At 64.0% G+C, this 20874-nt stretch carries 22 protein-coding genes, 1 pseudogene and 1 riboswitch; of the genes and pseudogenes, 5 read left to right on the plus strand and 18 right to left on the minus strand.

Going from position 1 to position 20874, the window contains the following annotated elements:
* Window positions 1-57: 57 nt before the first annotated feature.
* Window positions 58-1383 carry an IS1182 family transposase gene (locus tag AC0GNR_RS17475; protein WP_472899619.1) on the plus strand — a complete coding sequence of 442 codons (1326 nt, stop codon included), beginning with the start codon at window positions 58-60 and terminating at the stop codon, window positions 1381-1383.
* Between the two features lie 159 nt (window positions 1384-1542).
* Here AC0GNR_RS17475 and bluB read toward each other — a convergent pair whose 3' ends face one another.
* The 18 genes from bluB to AC0GNR_RS17565 all read right to left on the minus strand — a co-directional run bounded on the left by bluB (window position 1543) and on the right by AC0GNR_RS17565 (window position 17365).
* A complete protein-coding gene (gene bluB / locus AC0GNR_RS17480) occupies window positions 1543-2226 on the minus strand; it encodes a 5,6-dimethylbenzimidazole synthase (protein WP_300651061.1) in 684 nt (227 codons plus the stop codon).
* A gap of 295 nt (window positions 2227-2521) precedes the next feature.
* The gene (gene cobA, locus AC0GNR_RS17485; protein WP_300651059.1) at window positions 2522-3271 is read right to left on the minus strand and encodes a uroporphyrinogen-III C-methyltransferase; all 750 of its coding nucleotides are present in this window, start codon (window positions 3269-3271) and stop codon (window positions 2522-2524) included.
* The gene (locus AC0GNR_RS17490) at window positions 3261-3611 is read right to left on the minus strand and encodes a (2Fe-2S) ferredoxin domain-containing protein (RefSeq protein ID WP_300651058.1); all 351 of its coding nucleotides are present in this window, start codon (window positions 3609-3611) and stop codon (window positions 3261-3263) included. The genes cobA and AC0GNR_RS17490 overlap by 11 nt, the downstream gene beginning before the upstream one ends.
* A gap of 1 nt (window position 3612) precedes the next feature.
* Entirely contained in the window at window positions 3613-3999 is a 387-nt protein-coding gene (locus tag AC0GNR_RS17495) for a 6-carboxytetrahydropterin synthase (protein ID WP_300651055.1), read from the minus strand.
* Complete coding sequence (gene queE, locus AC0GNR_RS17500; protein WP_304784281.1) at window positions 3996-4631, minus strand: 7-carboxy-7-deazaguanine synthase; 636 nt, start codon at window positions 4629-4631, stop codon at window positions 3996-3998. The genes AC0GNR_RS17495 and queE overlap by 4 nt, the downstream gene beginning before the upstream one ends.
* A 77-nt stretch (window positions 4632-4708) precedes the next feature.
* Window positions 4709-5698 (minus strand): precorrin-3B C(17)-methyltransferase, encoded by a 990-nt coding sequence (gene cobJ / locus AC0GNR_RS17505; RefSeq protein ID WP_300651050.1) that lies wholly within the window; start codon window positions 5696-5698, stop codon window positions 4709-4711.
* A complete protein-coding gene (locus AC0GNR_RS17510) occupies window positions 5695-6507 on the minus strand; it encodes a CbtA family protein (RefSeq protein WP_472890438.1) in 813 nt (270 codons plus the stop codon). The genes cobJ and AC0GNR_RS17510 overlap by 4 nt, the downstream gene beginning before the upstream one ends.
* Before the next feature lie 155 nt (window positions 6508-6662).
* The gene (locus AC0GNR_RS17515; protein ID WP_300651045.1) at window positions 6663-6854 is read right to left on the minus strand and encodes a CbtB domain-containing protein; all 192 of its coding nucleotides are present in this window, start codon (window positions 6852-6854) and stop codon (window positions 6663-6665) included.
* Entirely contained in the window at window positions 6851-7303 is a 453-nt protein-coding gene (locus AC0GNR_RS17520; RefSeq protein WP_300651043.1) for a cobalamin biosynthesis protein, read from the minus strand. Before AC0GNR_RS17520 ends, AC0GNR_RS17515 begins: the two co-directional genes overlap by 4 nt.
* Window positions 7300-8052: a cobalamin biosynthesis central domain-containing protein gene (locus tag AC0GNR_RS17525; RefSeq protein ID WP_300651041.1), complete on the minus strand. Its 753-nt coding sequence runs from the start codon at window positions 8050-8052 to the stop codon at window positions 7300-7302. Before AC0GNR_RS17525 ends, AC0GNR_RS17520 begins: the two co-directional genes overlap by 4 nt.
* On the minus strand, window positions 8049-8843 hold the full coding sequence (gene cobI, locus AC0GNR_RS17530; RefSeq protein WP_300651038.1) for a precorrin-2 C(20)-methyltransferase: 795 nt from the start codon (window positions 8841-8843) through the stop codon (window positions 8049-8051). The genes AC0GNR_RS17525 and cobI overlap by 4 nt, the downstream gene beginning before the upstream one ends.
* Complete coding sequence (gene cbiE / locus AC0GNR_RS17535) at window positions 8840-10141, minus strand: precorrin-6y C5,15-methyltransferase (decarboxylating) subunit CbiE (protein ID WP_300651037.1); 1302 nt, start codon at window positions 10139-10141, stop codon at window positions 8840-8842. The genes cobI and cbiE overlap by 4 nt, the downstream gene beginning before the upstream one ends.
* A 1-nt stretch (window position 10142) precedes the next feature.
* The gene (locus tag AC0GNR_RS17540; protein ID WP_300651034.1) at window positions 10143-11255 is read right to left on the minus strand and encodes a cobalt-precorrin-5B (C(1))-methyltransferase; all 1113 of its coding nucleotides are present in this window, start codon (window positions 11253-11255) and stop codon (window positions 10143-10145) included.
* Window positions 11252-11935, minus strand: coding sequence for a precorrin-8X methylmutase (locus AC0GNR_RS17545; protein ID WP_472890442.1), 684 nt, complete (start codon window positions 11933-11935; stop codon window positions 11252-11254). Before AC0GNR_RS17545 ends, AC0GNR_RS17540 begins: the two co-directional genes overlap by 4 nt.
* Before the next feature lie 68 nt (window positions 11936-12003).
* Window positions 12004-12891 carry a sirohydrochlorin chelatase gene (locus AC0GNR_RS17550; protein ID WP_472902155.1) on the minus strand — a complete coding sequence of 296 codons (888 nt, stop codon included), beginning with the start codon at window positions 12889-12891 and terminating at the stop codon, window positions 12004-12006.
* Window positions 12888-13700, minus strand: a complete 813-nt coding sequence (gene cobM, locus AC0GNR_RS17555) for a precorrin-4 C(11)-methyltransferase (RefSeq protein ID WP_300651031.1) — start codon at window positions 13698-13700, stop codon at window positions 12888-12890. The genes AC0GNR_RS17550 and cobM overlap by 4 nt, the downstream gene beginning before the upstream one ends.
* A 286-nt stretch (window positions 13701-13986) precedes the next feature.
* The gene (locus AC0GNR_RS17560; RefSeq protein WP_472902156.1) at window positions 13987-15321 is read right to left on the minus strand and encodes a cobyrinate a,c-diamide synthase; all 1335 of its coding nucleotides are present in this window, start codon (window positions 15319-15321) and stop codon (window positions 13987-13989) included.
* A gap of 532 nt (window positions 15322-15853) precedes the next feature.
* A riboswitch (cobalamin riboswitch) is annotated at window positions 15854-16101 on the minus strand.
* Between the two features lie 265 nt (window positions 16102-16366).
* The gene (locus tag AC0GNR_RS17565) at window positions 16367-17365 is read right to left on the minus strand and encodes a hypothetical protein (RefSeq protein ID WP_472890443.1); all 999 of its coding nucleotides are present in this window, start codon (window positions 17363-17365) and stop codon (window positions 16367-16369) included.
* 77 nt (window positions 17366-17442) lie between these two features.
* Between AC0GNR_RS17565 and AC0GNR_RS17570 the strand changes: the two are divergent.
* The 4 genes and pseudogenes from AC0GNR_RS17570 to AC0GNR_RS17585 form a co-directional block, all read left to right on the plus strand.
* Window positions 17443-17664: pseudogene (locus tag AC0GNR_RS17570) on the plus strand (IS21 family transposase); the annotation flags it as partial.
* Complete coding sequence (gene istB, locus AC0GNR_RS17575; RefSeq protein WP_300651026.1) at window positions 17654-18445, plus strand: IS21-like element helper ATPase IstB; 792 nt, start codon at window positions 17654-17656, stop codon at window positions 18443-18445. The pseudogene AC0GNR_RS17570 and the gene istB, both read left to right, overlap by 11 nt.
* A gap of 924 nt (window positions 18446-19369) precedes the next feature.
* Complete coding sequence (locus AC0GNR_RS17580) at window positions 19370-19900, plus strand: hypothetical protein (protein WP_300651523.1); 531 nt, start codon at window positions 19370-19372, stop codon at window positions 19898-19900.
* A gap of 731 nt (window positions 19901-20631) precedes the next feature.
* Window positions 20632-20874: hypothetical protein (locus AC0GNR_RS17585; protein WP_472902157.1), on the plus strand; the 243-nt coding region annotated here is incomplete at its 3' end.

A 20874-nucleotide genomic window follows, 5' to 3' on the forward strand; every position in this document is an offset into this window, starting at 1 on the left:
CTAGGAGCCTGCGCGGCAGAAGCGCCATGAGGTCCGAATGCTTGGTAAATTGTGGGCATGGCCGCAAGTTACCTCCCCTACGAACCGCAACAGCAGCGACTGCTGCCTGACGCACTGCAAGACTGGCTGCCCGAAGGGCATCTGGCGTACTTCATCAGCGACAGCGTCGACAGCCTGGACCTGAGGGCGTTTCACGCCCGTTACGACAAGGGCGGCCCACGCAACCAACCGTTTCACCCGGCCATGATGATCAAGGTCTTGATCTATGGCTACGCCACGGGCACCTTCAGCTCGCGCAAGCTGGCGGCCAAACTGCATGAAGACGTGGCGCTGCGGGTGCTGGCCGCAGAGAACTACCCGGCGCACCGCACGCTCTCGGACTTTCGGGCACTGCACCTGCAAGAGCTCTCGGCCTTGTTCGTTCAGGTCGTTCGCCTGGCGCGCGAGTGCGGCCTGGTCAAACTGGGCACCGTGGCGGTGGACGGCACCAAGCTCAAGGCCAATGCGAGCCGTCACAAGGCCATGAGCTACGAGCGCATGCTCAAGGCCGAGGCCGAACTCAAAGCGCAGATTGACGGGCTGCTCAACAGAGCTAAGGCGGCCGACGACCTGGAAAAGAACGAACCCGACATCGACATCCCCAGCGAGATCAAACGCAGAGCCGATCGGCTGGCCGCGATCACGGCGGCCAAGCTGCGGCTGGAACAACGCCAGCGAGAAGCCGATGCAGCCCGCGGGCGCAGCCAGAACGATCAGCGCAAACCCCGGGACAAGGACGGCAAACCCAAGGGCGGGCGCTACAAGCGCGACTTCGGCGTGCCCAAAGACAGCGCCCAGGAGAGCTTCACCGACACGGACAGCCGGATCATGAAGCGTGCCGGTGGGGGCTATGACTACAGCTACAACGCGCACACGGCGGTGGACGAGAGCGCGCAGATCGTGGTGGCGGCCGAGCTGAGCAACAACGCCACCGACAGCGACCGCCTGCCCGTGTTGCTGGCGGCGGTGAAAGCCAACCTGTGCGAAGACGCCAGGCAGGTGCTGGCTGATGCGGGGTTCCGCTCGGAGTCGGTGTTCGAGCAGATCAAGGACAGTCCGAGCGAGTTGATCGTGGCGCTGGGGCGCGAGGGCAAGCAGGCGCTGGAGATTGACGCCCGGAAGTACCCGCGCAGCGCGGCGATGGATGCCAAGTTGAAGACACCCGAGGGCAAGGCGGCCTACCGCAAGAGGAAGTGGATCGTGGAGGCGCCCAACGGCTGGATCAAGAGCGTGCTGGGGTTCAGACAGTTCAGCCTGCGCGGACTGGACAAGGTCAAGGCCGAGTTCAAGCTCGTGTGTCTGGCGCTGAACTTGAGACGGATGTGCAGTTTGCGCGGCATTTGAGGGAAAACGGGGCATCTCGGGGCGCGAAACGGGGCGTTCAGACCTGACCAAGGCCGCCGTAAGGACCACGCCAAACAACGGAAGCGATCAAATCGCCCGAGGCACCGCGCAGCGGTCCTCAAATCAGTACGCGAAACGTTCTGCCGCGCAGACTCCTAGCTAGCTTGGTGACTTCGATCCAAGAGGCTGCGCCCAAGTGTCTTCAAACAGCACATCGTCCAACGCGCAACGCGAGGCCCACCGCTGCCGTTGAAGCATCGGTTCCTCGTAAAAATCATGCACGGGACCGATGCACAACAAAGCGATCGGCTCGGCCCCGTCGGGCATTCCAAGCAGGCACGCCACAGCGATTGGGTCAAACAGCGAAACCCAACCCATTCCAAGCCCCTCGGCCCGGGCGGCCAGCCAGAGGTTCTGGATCGCGCAGGCGGTCGAGGCGAGGTCCATCTGTGGAAGTGTCCTGCGACCAAACACATGCTGCTCACGTCCATCTGCGAGCGCGACCACCCAGACCTCGGCCGCGTCATTGACACCCTCGACCTTGAGGCGCATGAAAGCCTCTTCCCGCTCACCCAACGCTCTCGCAGTCTGCACGCGTTCTTGCTCCACCAATGCCTGCAACTTGCACCGCAGCAACGGCGACGCCACCCGCAAAAAACGCCAGGGCTGCATGAAACCCACGCTGGGCGCATGGTGAGCGGCGGTGAGCAGCCGGCGCATCAGCTCCGGCGCAACCGTTCCCCCTGCGAAGTGACGCATATCGCGCCGTTCAAAAATGGCGCGGTAAACAGCGTCTCGCTCGGCCGGGGAGAAGGTCCGATCAAGGGCAGGTTTGTCGGGCATGGCGGGCTCAGTATTCGATGCCGCACGGCGACAGGATGTTCGCGTTGGATGCGTGCTTATTGTTGGTCAATTCGGTCAGCCCCTCGTTGATAGCTGCTGATCAGTTCGATCGTGCGATGCTCGCTGAAGCGCCGCACGAGAAGCTATCAGGCACCGCGATGTCGTGCAGTCTTCATTGCCTTTCTCGCTCAGGAACGATGATGCATATAATTTCGCGCCTACCGTCAAGGGCGTAGGTGATACCTTGGCACTCCCTCTCTCGGCCTTGTCGTAGGACTTCTCGGCCGTTGGCGTTTCACTCCGCATGGAAGTCTGGGCTCAGTTGCACTGTCTCGCCAATGATCAGCAAACCGGGATGGGGGCCGTAGGCCGGGGCCTGTTCAACCAGGCGGCGCAGGCTGCAGGCCACCACGGTTTGTGTGGAGCGCGTGCCGTCGCGTACGACGGCCGCTGGGGTGTTGGGGCTCAGGCCGTGGGCGATCAGCCGTTCCGCGATGTGGGCTAGACGTTGTATTCCCATGTAAAATACCCGCGTTTGTCCGGGGCGCGCCAGCGCCCGCCAATCGTGCGTGGCTTTGTCGTCGGCCAGATGTCCGGGCAGGAACACGCAGCTGGCCGCGAGGTCGCGGTGAGTGAGGGGGATGCCCGCTCCTGCCGAGCAACCGCTCGCGGCTGTAATGCCCGGTACGACCTCGAACGGTACACGTTGCGCTTGCATGGCTTGCACTTCCTCACCGCCACGTCCGAACACATAAGGATCTCCACCCTTGAGCCGCACCACTCGCCGGCCCGCCTTGGCGTGCTGCACCAGCAGGGCGTGGATTGCCTCTTGTGGAATGGCGTGATTTCCCAGGGCCTTGCCCGCGAACACGCGCTGCGCTCCTTGCGGAATCAGCGCCAGCACCTCGGGTGAGATCAGACGGTCGTACACAACCACGTCGGCCCTTTGCAAGCGATCAAGCGCGCGTTGAGTCATCAGGTCGGCCGGTCCGGGACCGGCGCCGACGATGGAGACAAAGCCCCTAATGTCCGACTCATTCGGCATCAACGCCTCCGGGGCCCTGATGAAACACCAGCTCTTGCACCACTTGTCCGCCGACCAAGTGCTGGTCGATGATGCGGTCCATGTTGGCTTCAGTGACGTTGTAGTACCAGGTGCCGTCGGGCTGCACGCACATCACCGGCCCGCCCTTGCAGGCGGCAAAGCAACTCACGCGGCTGCGCTTCACACGCAACTCGCCCTCGTGCAAACCAGCGGCCTTGAACTTGTTGCCAAGGCTATCGAACAGGGCCTGCGAGGCGCCATCCTGCGTACAACGTGGACCGGTGCAGACCAACAGGTGGCGCTTGTAGCCGCCGATGTGAGGCTTGATGGGTTCGTGCATATCAGACTTGGAAAGGAAGAGTGCGCGCGAAGCGCAAATCACAACGGTCCCCGATACCGTCGCGCCACACCGAAACACGGCTCAAGCGGAACTCCGTCAACCCCGCAAACTGGGCGATGAAAGCGCAGAGGTTTTCGAGGGTCGGAATGCCCAGGCCGGGTACCTCGTCCAGCAGCCGGTGGTCCAACTGCGCACGCACCTGCGTCACCAGCAAACGCAGCTGCCCCAAATCGACCACCATGCCCGTGTGGGGGTCAACCACACCCATCACCGCGACCTCGCCTCGGTAGGTGTGCCCATGTATACGCGTGCTGGCTTCGGTCTCGATCTCGCGCTGAAGGGTGTGCGCAGCGTCAAAGAAGAAACTTTGCGAAATTTCGTATGTCATCGGATTCCGACCATCTTGTGGGTTTGCAGGGTCAGGCGCCAGCGGGGGTCACGCAGACAGTAATCAATGGCCCAGAGGGTGTTTTCTTTCAACGCAGGGCCGTCCATGGGCTGCAGCAGATGGCGCTCGAAGTTCAGTTCGATCAACGCGTCCAGGTCGATGCCGGGCTGGGGAACAACAACTTTGAGCTCGTGGCCCGCACGTATCTTCAGGAATGTGCGTACCTTGGGACTGACGCACAGCCAGTCCACCCCTGCAGGCGCAGCGATCGTGCCATTGGTCTCCACCGCAATCTCAAACCCGCCGCGGTGCAATGCGTCGATCAACGCGGAATCGACCTGCAGCAACGGTTCACCGCCCGTCAGCACGACCAGCTTGCGCCCCGCCACCGATGCTGGCCATTGGACTGAAACCTGGTCCGCCAGTGCCTGGGCCGAATCGAACTTCCCCCCACCAGTGCCGTCCACGCCGACAAAATCGGTGTCACAGAACTGGCATTGAGCGCTCGCGCGATCGGCTTCCCGCCCGGACCAGAGATTGCAACCGGCGAACCGGCAGAACACTGCCGCACGGCCGACGTTGCCGCCTTCACCCTGCAGGGTATAAAAAACTTCTTTGACCATGTAGCTCATGGAACGGATCTCGTGGGTGGCATCAGGTGGTGGTTGGCATAGTCCGCTCAGGGGCGAAGTGCGCGCGCAGGAGCGCCTTATTCGGCCTGATCCTCTGCATCCGCCGAAGGGGCCACCCCTTCCTCGACGGGTGTGTTGAGCACGGCTTCAACGTAGTCCACCGGCAGCCGGTGCTGCTGCGCCAGTGCGGCCAGGCTCGCGCCATCGGCATGGTCGGCACGCAGGTTCTCCATCCAACCCAGCAAGCCGGTGGAAAGCGAGCGTCCTGCTTTCTCGCCCGTGCGGGTGCTGCCACCGTCGTCCAGGTCGTACTTGTTGGCGTAGCCGCGCGGCGTGACCATCAGGCCGTGCTGCACGAAGGTGTGGCTGTTGCCGATCAGTACCGTGGTCAGCATGCCGATGTCGCACTCGCTCATCTTGTCCAGCGTGGTGAACTCGATGCGCTCGCGCCGCCGGTAGGCCGACTTGACCACCGCCACCGGGGTGTCGGGCCGGCGATGGCGCAGCAACAGCGCCTGTGCCTGCACGATCTGCTGGGTGCGGCGGCCGCTCTTGGGGTTGTAGAGCGCCACCACGAAGTCCGACGCCGCCACCGCGTCCAGCCGCCGCGCGATTACGGGCCAGGGTGTGAGCAGGTCGCTCAGCGAGATGGAGCAGAAGTCGTGCGTGAGGGGCGCACCCACCAGCGCCGCGCAGGCGTTGATGGCCGATGCACCCGGCACCACCTCAACCTGGACGCCCGACTCGGGCGTCCAGCCGGCCTGGAACAGCACCTCATAGGTCGGCCCGGCCATGCCATACACCCCGGCGTCTCCGCTGGAGATGAGGGCCACCTTCTTGCCCTCGCGGGCGCTGGCCAGGGCATGGACTGCGCGGTCCAACTCCTCGGTCATGCCCTTGCGGATGACCTCCTTGCCTTCCAGCAGATCGGCCACGAGCTTGATGTAGGTGACGTAGCCCACCACCACATCGGCCTCGGCGATCGCGTCTCGCGCGCGCTGGGTCATGTGATCGTGGCTGCCGGGGCCGATGCCCACCAGCATGATCTTGCCTTTGACGTCGCTCATTGCGGGGCTTTCATGGCTGGGGCACAGCCCGCATCCGAGCGCTCCAGCACGGCCGCCACGGCGGGGCGCAGCCAGCGCTGGAAGGCCAGGCCGGCCAACACGCCGATGCTCAGCCAGAACGACAGCGACAGCCAAGCGGTGGTCCAGATGAACTGGCTGCCCAGCTGGCGCAGCGCCACCTGGGCCTCACGCGTGAAACCGGCCAGCGGGTCGGCCATGATGTGCGGCGCTCCGACCACGAAGGGCAACGCCAGCCAGCCGGCTGCGACGGCCCAGCGCAGGGGGCTGCGCACCAGCGCCACCGCCGCACAGGCCAGCGCCGCACCACCCGCCGCGAGCACCCACCAGCCCTGGCGCGAACCCAGTCGGGCTGCGTCCATGCCGGGGATCTCGGCGTGCAGGCCCAGCGAAGGCCAGAAGTGAAAGCTCAACCAGCCGGCGGCGGCCACCCAGGCGGCCAAGGGCAAAGCGCGCAAGGCGCTGCCGCGCCACTGGCACACCGCCATCACGGCCAGCACGAGCAGCGCCATGCTGAACGCGTGCAGCACATTGGCCACCCAAGTCCAGATCTGGCGCTCCACCCCATCGGCGGGCGTCCATGTTTCTGCGTCGTCACCATGATCGTGCGCCGCACCGTCCCCGTGTGCGTGCGTGTCGGCAACCGCCAACGCAGTCTCCACCTTCTGGCTTTCGAGCCCTTCAGCCGCCAGGATGATCGGCATGGTTTGCCATTGCTGCAGGCCCGATTGCAAGCCCCCCACCAGCATGGCCACGGCCAGCGCCGCCCAGATCAATCGTCGAAAAATCATGAAACTCTCCATACACAGATAGGTGGCAACCCGTCGGCCGCGCGATCCGAAACGCCCTAAGTGCCCCAACCGGGAACGCGGTGGAGCCGGCTTTGCCGGGCCACACGCGTTGCCCCCTTGAGGGGGTCGCGCGAAGCGCGTCGGGGGTGACTCTCTTAATGACAAGGCTTGACCGTGACGTGGCGCACATCGTGCGCGGCGTTGTGCGCGATGGGGCTTTCAGCAAAAGCCACGCCGTACAGTACGACCAGGCCCAGCACGGCACCAGCGCACAGTTGCAGCAGCAGGCTACGCGTGGCGCTCACGCGCTGGTCGTCGGGGATGGGGGTGGTGGTGGATGAAGTCATGGCGTGCTCCGTTCAGGGGTGAGAAAAAGAAAACTGTCACAGCGGGCAATGGAAACCGTGGCGTTGCGCCCATCGGCGCCACGGTGTTTGAATTTTTCGACCAGCAAGGCGGTCATGGGCAAAGCCTGTTCGTGGCCGAAGACTCGGGCGCCTGCCAGCAGGGCCGCGGCCTCGCTGACCGATGGGGTGCCGGTGTACCGGCGCACGGTCTCCGACGGGTTGGGCACCGGCACCCCGGCGAGCTGGGCAGGGGTAAAGAAGGTCATGGCCCAGCCTTGTTTGGCGGCCAGGGCGAGGAGGCCTGCTTCGTCAGCCTTGAGCGTGATGCTGGCCGCTGCCACCACATCTGGGGCCAACGCCCCGGCCTGCGCGAGCGCCGCCCGCAACGCGTCCTGCAGCGTGGCCAGAGGCGTGCCGCGGTCGCAACCCAGGCCCACAGCCACGTTCACGCCTGCGTCTCCACCGGCGGGCGGTAAACGACCAGGCGCTCGTGCAGTTCGGCCCAGTGCGCGGCGGTCACTGGCGCGTGGGTGATCCACAGCACGGCCTTGAAACGCGCCAGGTCCACGTCGGCCAGGCGCTCGAAGCGGTGGATACTGGGCGGAAGCGGCGTGGGCCGGGTCCACCAGTGCGGGCTGCCCGCTTCCTGCACCACGGCCACCGGCTCGCCGTTGACCACGTGGGCCGACACACGCGTGATGTTGATCTTGGGTGCCTCAACCTTCCACCCCAACTCGCGACCCAGGATGTCCACCGGAATGGTCTTGCCCACGTCCGACGCCGTGGTCAGCACCGGCGTGGCGCCGAGCAGGGTGGCCACGGTTTCGGCCATGGCGTTGGCGCCGCCGACGTGACCGGACAGCACCGGGATCACGAACTGGGCCGCGTCGTCCACCACCAGCACGCCGGGGTCTTCGTCTTTGCTCTTGAGGTGCGGCGCGATCAGGCGAACCACGGCGCCCAGTGACACAAAAAACACCACCTGATCGAAGTCGGCGAACAGCGTGGCGATCTCGTCGCGAAAGGCTCCGCTGTATGAGCGCACCGAGTTGGGCAGACCCGCCATCAGCGGCGCGAACTTGGTCGCAACGCACACGTGGGCTCCGGGCATCTGGCGCGCGAGATCGGCAGTCTGCTCGGCGCCGTGTTTGGTGATCGCCACGAGGACGACGCGCACAGCAGTTTCTTGGGTGGTCATTCCTGGGTTTCCTCTTCTTCAATTTCGGTACTGGTCTTCTTGCGGCAGCCGCGTTGCATGTCGCCGCGCTCGCGCCCGGGGTTCTTAACCAGCAGCAGCGACAGGTAGTTGACCTTCGTGCCCTTGAGTTCGGCCACGTCGGTGACGATGCGCTCAACCGGTGAGCCGGCTTTTTCGATGAAGCGGCTGTGCGCCAGCAGGCCGCGCCGCTCCAGCAGGGTGATCAGATCGTCCAGCAGCGGCTTGACCTTCATCAGCACCAGGGTGTCGAAGTCGTCGAGCATCTTCTCCACCGCCGCGATGCCGTAGGCGGCGGGCACGATGGCGATGGTGTCGTCCTGCTCCGAGAGCGGCACCTGCAGCTGCGCGCAGGCAGCGTTGAACGAGGTCACGCCGGGCACGATCTCGATGCGGGCCCCCGGGTCCAGCTCGCGCAGCACGCGGGCCAGGTAACAGAAGCTGGCGTAGGTGGAGGCGTCACCCTCGACCAGGAACAGCACGTCCTGCCCGCTGGCCAGCATCTCGCGCACCGTCTCCGCCGCCTTCAACCAGTGGCGCGCCAACTTCTCGGCGTCGTGTGTCATCGGGAACAGCAGCGACTGGTGCTGCCCGGGCAGCGCCAGCCCGGCGCGCAGCGCGATGTCCAGCGCGTAGCTGTCCTTGCGCAGGCTGCGCACCGGGTAGGTCCAGATGGCGTCGCGCCGCTCCAGCAGTGCCCAGGCGCGGCGGGTGATCAGGCCCGGGTCGCCGGGACCGAGGGAGACGCCAAACAGCGTGCCAGTTTGCGTCATGCCACACCTCCGGTCTGCGCGCAGACGATCCACACCGGGTTCTCCGCCGCCATGCGGTGCATGTGCAGGATGGGCTTGCTGCGCGAGCCCTGTAACTGCAGCACGTCCCAGCTCGCACGCTGCTCCTTCAACGTGGCCACGGCCACCCCCAGGTTTTCAATCGTCACGAAGTTCATCACCAGCCAGCCCTGCGGTTGAAGTCGTTTCAAGATCAGCGCGATCAGCTCGGCCAACTCTCCGCCCGAGCCACCCACGAACACCGCGTCCGGGTCGGCCCAGGCTTGCAGGCCCTCGGGCGCCTTGCCGTGCAGCAGGGTGTGGTTGCTGATGCCCATGGCCAGGCGGTTGCGCTGCACTATGGCCGCGTCGTCCGCGTTCTTTTCGATCGCGTACACATGGCCGTTGCGGCACAGGCGCGCCGCCTCCAGGCCCACCGCGCCCGAACCCGCGCCGATGTCCCAGACCACGCTGTCGGCGCGCAACTGCAGACGCGCCAGCGACACCGCGCGCACCTCGTGCTTGGTGATCAGCCCCTTCTCGGGGTGGCGCTGCTCGAAGCTCGCGTCCGGCAGACCCAGCAGCACCTGCGGCGCGCGCAGGCGGGTGCGCCAGAGCAGCACGACGTTGGGGTCGGCAAAGGGCATCTGCGCGGCGGCGCTGAGGGACATGCCGCTGACGATGCGTTCTTCGGGCTGGCACAAGCGTTCGGCCACGGCCATCTCGACCTCGTCCGCCAGACCCTCGGCGATCAGCATGCGAGCGATCCGGTCGGGGGTGTTGTCCGGGCTGGTCAGCACAGCCAGGCGGTCGTGCTGGCGGATATCGCGCAGCAGCGCGTACAGCCCGTGATTGGGAGGTGAGCCCGGCACCCAGTCGCCCGCGTCCTTGCTGTGCACGGAGGAGAACTTCATGTCCTGCCAGGGCAGGCCCAGCCGGGCGCAGGCGAGCTGTAGCGTGGACACGTTCGGCATCACCTCGATGGCCTCGATGCACAGGCGTGACGCGAGGTAGGCTGCGATGCCGTGGCACAGCGGATCGCCGGTGGCCAGCACCACCACACGCCGGCCCTCGGCCTGCGCGGCGCGGATCCACTCGGGCACCTGCGACAGCGCGCCGCTCAGGTCGTGCTGCACCGCGTCGGGCGAGATGTGCGCAGCCAGGAGCTGCAGCGTGCGCGTGCCGCCGATCACAAGTTGGGCCGCCCGCAGGTGCTGCAGCGCCGTGGTACCGAGGCTGGCAACGCCATCGTCCAGCACTCCAACGATGCGGCATTTGTCGATCACGGGAGCCACTTCCATGTCAGCCTTCCGCCTGCGCAATCTTGCGACCGTCAAAGTCGCAGACCAGCACCTGCAATTCAAATTGATCGGGGTAGCGCGTGCGCAGGGTCTGGATGACCTTCTGCGCCAGCGCGGTGTGGAACGCGCTGCCAAGGCCCAGCGCGTCCATGCGCTCGCCAGCGTAGCGCGCCGTCTCGTTACCGCGAATGGCCTCGCACACCTCGGGAGGCGCTCCCACGCGAGCGGCCAGATCGGCCAGCAGGCCGGTGTCCACCTCGGCGCGGCCCGCGTGGGTGATGGTTTCACCCTGGGCGATCTTGGTCAGCTTGCCGACCATGCCACCTATGATTACCTTCTTTAGCCCGGCCTTCACCGCCGCGCCCATGGCGTAACGCAAGAAATCGCCCATCTGCACGAACGCCGGCTCGGGCAGTTCGGGCATTTCTTCCATCACAAATTTTTCGGTGCGCCCGCCGGTGGTCAGCACCACCACGCCGTGGCCCAGCGTGCCCGCCACCTGCACGCCCTGCACCACGCTGGCGCGGTAGGCGGCGGTGGAATACGGCTTGACGATGCCGGTGGTGCCCAGGATGGAGATGCCGCCCAGGATGCCCAGGCGCGCGTTCAGCGTCTTCTTGGCCATCTCTTCGCCCTGCGGCACCGAGATACGCACCTCCAGGCCCATCTCGTCCAGCAGGCCCTGCCCCACCAGGCGAACATTGGCCTCGATGTTGCGGCGCGGCACCGGGTTGATGGCCGGGCCGCCCACCGCCAAGCCGAGGCCGGGCATGGTGACCGTGCCGACGCCGACACCGCCCGCCAGCACGACCTGACCCGGCTGCCCGGGCAGCAGGTGCAGGTCGGCGGTGAGGTGGGCCTTGTCGGTGCAGTCCGGGTCGTCGCCCGCGTCCTTGATCACCATGGCGTGGGCGGTGCATTGGGTGCCGCTGCCGTCCACCCGGCCGTCCTGCACGGCGAAGCGCACCACGTCGCCGTTGGGCAGCAGGCACTCGACCTCGCCGGGCACCTCTCCCGTGATCAGGCCGATGGCGGCCGCGCGCGCCGCCGCAGCGGAACACGCACCGGTCGTGAAACCGGTGCGCGTGCCGCGGGGCGCGTCTTTTTTCATCATGTGGCCAGTTCCCTGGCTTCGGCCAGGCCCAGCAGCGCGTGGATCGCGGCAACCACCAGGGTGGAGCCGCCCTTGCGGCCACGGATCACGATCCATGGCACATCGGTCTCCAGCGCCATCAGATCCTTGGACTCTGCCGCCGACACGAAACCCACCGGCATGCCCACCACCAGAGCAGGGCGCGCACCCTCTTCATGGATCAGGCGCACGATCTCGATCAGCGCCGTGGGCGCGTTGCCGATGCCGACGATGGCACCGTCGATCAGGCCCAGTCGGTGTGCCTTGCGCATGGCTTGCACCGCGCGGGTGGTGCCTTCGGCCTTGGCCTGCTCGATCACGTCCGGGTCGGAGATGAACTGGTGCGTGCTCATGCCGAAGTGCCCCAGGCGCGGCGCCGACAGGCCGACACAGATCATCTCCACATCCGCCACCACACGGGTTGCGCGAGACAAGATCGAGGTCACCCCCCGCTCCACCGCCTGGGGATGGAAATCGGTCAGGCCGTTGAAGTCGAAATCGGCATTGGCGTGGATCATGCGGCGCACGATGGGCCACTGTTCGGGCATGTAGGGGTGAGAAAGCACCTCGCGGTCGATCACGGCAAACGAGTCGTGCTCGATGGCGCGACCCGCTGCAGTGAGCTGCTCGGTGATGACGTTGGCCGTCTCAGGCGTTGGCATGGTCATGGGGGCGCTTGTGGCCATGGGCATGGTCGTACTCATGCGCGTGTACAGGTGCGTGGGGGTGTTCATGCCTCAGCATGGTCGTGCGTGTGGTCGTGACTGTGCGGCAACGCGTCGTCGTGGTGGTGACCTCCCATGCCGTGTTCCTCGGCAAAGCTGCGGTATTTGCAGCCGTCGCAAGGCATCAGCGCAACCGGCGCGTTGCGCCGCATGTCGTTTACGCGCTGCTCCAACAACTCGACAATTTCCTTCTCGAACCCAAAGTATTTGGTGGAGGCGAAACGCAGCGTCGGGTACTGAGCCTTCAAGTGCTCGACCTGACGGGTGATGCGCTCCACCAGCGTGCCGTTGAACAGGTAGTACGGCAGCACCACCACCTGCTTCATGCCGAGCATGCTCTGGCGCTGAACCGTCTTTTCCAAGCGCGGGTGAGTGATGCCGGTGAAGGCGAGGTCCACCAGATCGTGGTCGGTTTCCTCCAGCAACCAGCGCGCCATCTTGGCCATGTCGCCGTTGGCCTGCCGGTCCGACGAACCGCGCCCCAGCAGCACCACGCCGGTGGTGCTGGGGTCGGGCATGTCGAGCGCCTGCATCGCGCCCTTGAGGCGGCGGCGCAGGATGGCCAGGATCGGGTCGCAGGCACTCAAGTGCGGCGCATACAGGAACTGCACCAACGGGAACTGGAGGCGGGCGCCATCGATGGCCTGCGGAATGTCCATCTTCACGTGGCCCGCCGCGTTCAAGATCAGTGGCACCACCATCACGCGGCTGGCGCCGGTGGCGGCGCGCTTCAGGCCCTCGCTCATGGTGATCTCGGAAAACTCGATGAAGCAGACCTCGATGCGCCAGCCCGGCTGGCGCTGGCGCCACTGTTCGGCGAAGGAAAAGATCTCGTCGTTGCCCGAGGCTTCGCGCGAGCCGTGGCCCACCAGCAGAATGGATTCGGTGTTCATGGAGCGTCCGATGTGAGGGTTGAAGCGGGCACGCTGGCGCGCCGGAAACGGTGGGTGAAACTGGCGTCGTACAGCTTGGATTTCGCCAGGGTGGTCCATTGGCGCGCGCCCAGCGTGGGGCTGGCGATCACCATGGACTGGCTGGCGATTCTGGCGTCGCGGCACAGGGCCTGAATAGTGGCGACCGTGCCGCGCACGATCTTTTCCTCGCCCGGCCAGCTGGCCTTGTGCACCACCACCACCGGCGCGTCGGGCGACCAGCCCGCCGCCAGCAACTCGGCCGACACCTTGCCCAGCAAGGTGATGCTCAGGAAGATGCACAGCGTGCTGTGGTGCGCAGCCAGCTCACGCAGCGACTCGCCCTCGGGCATGGGGGTTCGTCCCTCGACGCGGGTGAAGATCACGGTCTGCGTGACTTCGGGCAGGGTCAGGCTCTCCACTGCTGCTGCCGCGCTGGCCATTGCCGACGAAACACCCGGTACCACCTGGATGGCGACGTCCGCCGCGTCCAGCGGCTGCACCAGCTCAATCAGCGCGCCGTAAAGGCCAGGATCGCCGGTCTGTAGCCGCACCACCGTATCGCAGCGGGCGGCATGCTCGATGAGCCAAGCAGACATCTGCTCCAGGGTCATGTTCTTGCTGTCGGCAATCGCGCAGCCTGCTGAGGCCCAGCGCAGGGCGGCTTCGCTGACGAGCGAACCCGCAAACAAGATCGCGCCGGCTCGCTCAATCAAGCCACGACCCTTGACCGTGATCAACTCCGGATCGCCAGGACCAGCGCCAACGAACCAGACCGTGCCCGACGTCATGCTTCATCTCCTGTTTGAATCCTCGACGACTCTGTCAGGATCACAAATACGTGCTGCGTACGCACTTTGCGAACGCTTTGACAACCTGTGCGTGAGCCAGCCCCGTCCACGAAGAACCTCCTTATGTTCTGCGCGTCGTGCATCACAGGTATGTGACCGAGCTCTCGGAACGTGCTCCGCACGCGGACAGGCGACCTAAGCTCCGGGGCCACCACTTTGATGCCCAATGCGCACGGATACTCTATGGCCTCTTGCGGCAGACAGCGGGTGCTCAACTGGTCCTGGTTCATGCCAACACCTCCGGCAGAAAAAGCGCCGCTGCGGCCGTTGGACTGGACGCCATCCAGGCGTGGAAATAACTGGCTCGCAAGGCACCTCGTTGGTACACCGCCTCGCCAGCGCACTTTGCACCACCACGCGCGGAGGCCGTATGTAGCACCGGCTCCAGAGCTGTTTCGCAGACTGAATAGTGGAAGGTGTGTCCTCGCAGTTCGCCTGTCGCCAGTTCCAGCTTCTGTGGTCCCAGCGCGGCAAGTCGTGGCTGCATTCGCACCACACCCGGGAACAGACCCCACGACACATGGCTGCGCCCCTCCAAGTCCACTATTGCGTCGAACAGCACCATCATTCCGCCGCACTCGGCCCAGACCGGGCGTCCCGTGTTGACATGGACCACCAGACTGTCGCGGGTTGTGTCGCTGATCGACAAAGTTTCTGCGTGCAGCTCGGGGTAGCCACCGGGCAACCAGATTGCATCGCATGTGGGCACGGGATCGTTGGCCAGTGGCGAGAAAAACACCACCTGCGCACCCAACGCGCGCAAGGTGTCCAGGTTGGCAGCGTAGATGAAGCAGAACGCAGCATCACGCGCCACCGCCACCGTCTTTCCGGCCAACAGGGGCGCTATCGAAGGGCGCTCGGTAGGGGCGTCAAAGCTGACCGACCAACGCGCAAGATCGGCCGAGTCCAGCTTGCCCAGCGGCGTGCTAAGCAAGGCGTCGGCAGCGGCATCGAGCCGGGCCATTGCATCGAGCAACTCGCTCGCCACTGTCAGCCCCAGGTGGCGTTCGGGCAAGGCGAACGCAGGGTTGCGCATCACCGCACCCAACCAACGCGAAGCCGCCTCTCCGTCTTGCGAAGGCAGAGCATCTTGCAACATCTGTGCGTGCCGTCCGCTGGCCACGCGGTTAGCCAGAACTCCGGCCCAAGGCAGGCCCGGGCGGAAGCGCTGCAGACCAAAGGCCAGCGCTCCGAAGGTGCCCGCCATGGCCGATGCATCGATCACAGCCAGCACATGCAGGCCGAAGCGCCGCGCCAGATCCGCCGCACTCGGTTCGCCATCAAACAGGCCCATGCCCCCCTCAACGATGATCAAGTCGGCCTCTTGCGCAGCGACGTGTAGGCGCGCGCGGATGTCGAGCTCACCTGTCATCCACAGATCCAAGTTGTGCACCGGGTGGCCCGTTGCCAGCGCGAGCCACATCGGATCCAAGAAGTCAGGTCCGCATTTGAACGCCCGTACCTTTCGCCCAGCGCGCGCGTGAAGACGCGCCAACGCGGTGGTGACCGTGGTCTTGCCCTGACCGGACGCCGGGGCAGCCACGAGAATGGCGGGGCACATGGTGATCACTGTTGAGACTCTGCGTTGAGCGTCACGCAAGCCACTCGTCCCGGCAGGTTATGGCCGGTAGTGGTTTCGTCGAGCTTTCCACCCACACTGTTCAGGCACAGGCCCCTCGGCGTATCTCCTTCTACGGCGCGCCGGACGTATAACCGCCGACTCCAAAGACACGGCGGTGGATGCTCGTTAACTGAGTTGTCTAAGGCAACGGTCTCAAGACGCATGAAGGCGCCCCGGAGCACTTGTCCCATCGAACGCCCCGCAACGTCAGCGGCATTGGATACGGATGCCACAACGCCACTGGACAGGGCATTCGACCAGGGGTTCGCCATCGTGGCGGTCGCCGTAGTACCCGCCAGTGAGAAAAATTGCGGAGGCCGGGCGTGCGAAAGACAAGCCATCAAGCCAGTGGCGTCCCATCGGGGAACGCGCAGGTTGCGAAATTTCATGCGAAGGAAGCAGACCGGATCACGGGCTCTCACCGCCTTCCCCGACGGTGCTTGAGCGTCACGGCAGCACACCTGTTGCCAGACGCACCACCACCCTGTTGGCCGGTATCCGGGCTGACAGAACGACCTCCATCGCCTTCCCAGACGACTCGGTTGTCGTCCAGTGGCTGCGTGATGAAAGCTGAGTCGCCTGAACAATTCAGGCTTCTCGTCTGCTTACCGTTGCGGGGGCAGCGCAGGTTAGGTTCGTCCTTGTGGACTCGCCCTCCTGCTTCCCGTTGAACTGCGGCATGTGAACCACGCCGCGAGCACCAACGAAACAGAGTATAGCAGGCTGCCGAAATACCTGCGGGCCAATCTACCGCCACAACGTGAATCGCTCGGGGGCCAGTTTCGGCGTTTGCTCGGCGGCAACTGCACTTTGTCGGTACCGCCACTGGCAGTCCACTGCCCTTGATCAATTCGGCGCTCAAGACGGGATTTCTTGACGTGCCCTTGTGTTTTGGCAAGAAGGAATTCACTTGCGCTGCGTTACACGGCTCGGTGGAGCGCATGCGGGCTGGGACGGATTGCTGACTTGAGGGTGCCTTGGCGCATCAAGGCTCGCGTGGACAACCGCTCCCGGACCCTGCATCGAGGTGGTGCATCAACACAGGCGCCATGGAGCGCAAGATCTGCACCGGCAGGCCGGAGGTGAAGCGGTGGTCAGCCGCGTTCGGTCCCACCACGTAGGCGGTCACGCTGCCGAAGTGCCTTGGTCCCAGGTAAAAAACGAAGGTGGCCGTGCGGTTCAGGGCCAGGCCGCCGCGCCCTTTCACCACCACGCGGTTGTCGCCGGTGCCGGTCTTGCCACCGGGCGACAGGTCTGCTCCCGAGGCAGACTGGAAGCTGCCGGCGAGCCGCCGGGCCGTGCCCGCCTCCACCACTTCCGACAAAGCTTTTTTCAACGCCAGAGCCACCTCGGGCGCCATGACCCGCTCACCCACCACTGGTGTGGGCCGCAGTGCGGTCTCCCACGGCGTGCCCTGCGCAAAATGCAAGTCTGAAATGCGGTGCGTGGGACGGCGGATACCACCGTTGACGACGATGCCCATCAACTCGGCCAGCGCGGCGGGTCGGTCCCCGGAGCTGCCCAGGGCCGTGGCCAGCGAAGGCACCAGATGGCCGAAGGGGTAGCCAAGGCGAGCCCACCGCCGGTGGATATCTAGGAAAGCCTCCACCTCCATCATGGTGTAAATGCGTGCGTCCTGGGCGTCCTTGGCACGCGTGCGAAACAGCCAGCGGTAGACCGCTTGGCGCTCGGCGGCACTGGCGGCGATCGCCTCGCTTAGGGTAGCGTCGGGGTGTTGCAGGCGGAAGGCCACCAGCCAGAGTTCCAGCGGGTGCACCCGGGCCACATAACCGCGATCCGGTAGGTCCATGGTGTCGGGCGCGAAACGCTTGTACAGCACGGCCACACGGGGCGCAGTGGGGGCCTGGTCGCCCAGCTGCGCCGATAGATAAACACCCAGGGCGTCGGGCGATGCGGCGGGCTCCAAGTAACGGAACACTGCGGTCAGCCGGTCGGCGCCAGGGCGCAGCCCGTCGAGCAGCATGTCGCGCAGTTCGGCCGGGGTGCGGTTGTCGGTCTTGCGCCAGAAGCGGCGCAGGAAGGCCTGGCCTTCGCGGTCGGCAAGCAGTTCTGGCAGCAGTCGAGACTGCTCTGGAAGCCAGTGTGGCCACCAAAACCCACATATTGAATGTTTTGCATCGACTCATAGACGGAAAGACGGCTGTGGCGGAAGTCAAGGCGCCCCAGGCATTGAAGCTATCGACGGAGCCGCAGGCAAACGTCCTGCGATATGACACTTTGCGCACCGCACGAGTCAATGAGGAGGTCCGCCATGGCACATGATTTGGCAACGACCTCCATCGTCGCACTTCTTAAAAGCCTCAAGATGCATGGCATGGCCCACGCAGTTGCAGAGCTGGGTGAGCAAGGGGCGCCTGCATTCGAAGCGGCACAACCCATTCTTGCAAAACTGCTAAAGGCGGAAACGGCTGAGCGGGAAGTGCGTTCGATGGCTTATCAGATGAAGCTCGCTCGATTCCCTGCCTACCGAGATCTTGCCGGGTTTGACTTTGCACAGAGCGAGGTAAATGAGGCCATGGTCCGGCAACTGCACAGAGGTGACTTCCTTGACAAGGCATACAACGCTGTCCTGGTTGGAGGGCCTGGCACTGGGAAGACCCATCTGGCTACAGCTATCGGCGTCCAGGCCATCGAGAACCAACATCGCCGCGTTCGCTTCCTCTCGACCATTGAACTGGTCAATGCGTTGGAGGTCGAGAAGTCGAGTGGGAACGCGGGGCAGCTGGCAAATCGACTGATGCATGTCGACTTGGTCATTCTGGATGAGCTGGGCTACCTTCCCTTCAGCGAGTCAGGAGGGGCGCTGCTGTTTCACTTGCTGTCCAAGCTCTATGAGAGGACGAGCGTCGTGATCACCACGAACCTGAGCTTCGGTGAATGGTCCAGTGTCTTCGGTGATGCGAAGATGACGACGGCGCTTTTGGATCGACTGACGCACCGATGCCATATTCTGGAGACCGGAAACGACAGCTATCGGTTCAAAAATAGTTCAGCAGGCCCCAAGTCCGAAAAGGAGAAAACGAAGCACTTATCCACAACGTGAGCTGCTTTGCTCACACAAGCGGGTGGGTCAGCATTCGATGGAAATCTCGGGTCAGAGATCAGTGGAACTCAACAATCGATACTGTTCTTTAGTGCGTTTATCGGCTTTATTGGAGCAGATATGAAGCCGAAATATCTACTCACCCAAGACCGATGAGTTCAAAAACGTGACGCCTCCCCTGAATCCGGTCAGTTCAAAACTGGGATCGGGCAGGTCACGGCCTTGTTGACGGGCATCAGTTCAGTACCTGAGCGGTCCATGGCACTCGGTTCTGGCGCCGCAAATACTTACAGGTGCGAGCTTGACCAGACCGCTGGAGTCATTCAGGATTTTCTGTTGATACTTTGTGAGTATCTATTTGGCGGTGCCGGCGTCGATGCAGCGAGTTGAGAGGGGTTTCGAGGTCGTTCCCACAGTGACTGCAGCGAGCGTATGTGGCGGTGAGATATCCCCTGATTCAGGGGATATGTCTGTGGAAAACCATGCGCGCTTCGTCGCAGACCCTTATGCGGCGGGTGTATTAACGCAATGCCATCGAAATGTGCAATCGAGAGCTGCTGGAAGCACCTCAGGCATCCCGTTTAACCCGGCCGGCATGCCCCCCGCCCCGGGCAGACGCTTGAATAGGTCGCTATGCAAAACTGATCTCGTCAATGTGGAGATCGTCACGCGCAAGAAGGTCCACATGGTGCTCACGCAGCGCTTCGAGCGCGCGCCTCAGGATCTGGCCCACAACCTTGCCCACGAGTCTGAGCAGACTGAGATGGAGTTGGTCGAAAGAACATGTGATACGTTCCATAGCGGGCACCAAACCTCCTGCGCATGGCTCTGCCCCACATCTATCGCATGAGGTCTTATCTGGCCGAAGCGACATTGACATCGACGCCGGCGCCAGCCATCTTGTCACGTTGTACACATTGATCCATGGTCAGTAAGAAGCGAAACAAGCCATTTGTGCCACGGTGGAAACCCGCCACCAACACTTTCGAACTCGCCGCGACAAGAGCGGCCAAGATTGATCCAGCGACCCTCACCGGCTTGGCAGAGTCGCTGAAGCGGTCATGTGGCGACCTGACTGTCCCCGAGAAGTCAGCGATGTCGTGGCAGGATCTACGCTTGGCGGTGGTGGTCTCTCGACGGGTAGAGCGCATGGGCGTGGTGAAAGGGCTCACGTCCATATTGGATGCAGCCTTCGAGGCGTTGGAGTCGATTCGTGTGCGCTGCACGGTCACTGGCGCTTGGCGCTACTGCCAACCCAAGACTGAGGAGATCGCCGCGATCGTCGAGATGTGCGAAATTCATGCTTTTCAGCTGCGCCAGATCAGCAGCCGTGAGTTTGAACTGATCTTTCTGCAGTCACGAGAAGACTCCAAGCGGTTGCCCCAGATTCATTTCCTTGGTGAGCCCGCTGCGAAGGGGGGAGAAACGTCTAACAGCCCCTCAAGCCAAGACTAGAAATTCACATCCCCCTCTACATTCGCAGAGAGAGATTCTCGGTCGTTGACGGCTTGTGCATGCACGTTCCCACTTGCGGTTCCGCGCACTTGGGCAGTCCGATGCGGGCTACCAGGGTGTGGGCAAGCGTCGATGCGACAGATTGATTGACGTCGCGGGGCGCTCCAGGAGGAAAATCGTTAGCATGACCCAAAAAGCAAGTCGGCAGGAGGTGCCTCGCCCCGCTTCGCGGCTGCGGGATCGCGGCGTTTCATCCCGGGCACGCGCTGGAGAACCTGCTAAATCGGTTCGATCCAAAGCTGCACAGCGCAGAGTTGATGGCTTGGCGTCCTCTTGGGGTTGAGGAGTCGCCATGACCACGAAGGAGGAGCGCCGCGATGCGATGGCCCAGTCTCTTACGACACGTGGATTGCGGGCCATGAACCCACGCCACGATTTCTGGCGGACGCCGCGGCGGTGGTTGAGGGCACGATGACATATGACCAGGCCATTTGCGACAGCGCGGCAAGGGCGCGCTGTCGCAATGGATAGGAGCTGCCCCAAGTTTTCCAAGGCATAGAGAGCCGGTCGTGTGAGCTATCGGGAGGGGGCCGACTCCGCGTGGCCGACTGAATGCCCGCATAAAGTAAGCCATCCTTAGTGACTTTGACGCTTATGAGCTAAAACTGGCCGTATGCCGGCTTGACCTCCTATGGGGGTCATGTTTCTTGATCTGAGGCCTATAGTGGGTCATGGTTGCTTGCACGCGCCCCCTCATCCCCGTACTGACCGCCTGTGCACTGCTGCTGCCCCCCTCGACCAGCAGCAGCGAGAGCGTGCTGGTCAGCTTGGAAAAGTCCAGCACCGAGTTAGAACTCCGCATCATCATCCCTCAGTTCATACGCGTGCTGGAAAACAGCCACCCCGTGGTGCTGGACGCCGATGCCGATGGTGACTGGAGCGCCCAGCAGCGGCTGGTGGTGGTGTCCAACATG

It is taken from the genome of Hydrogenophaga sp. LT287 (genome assembly GCF_055702805.1).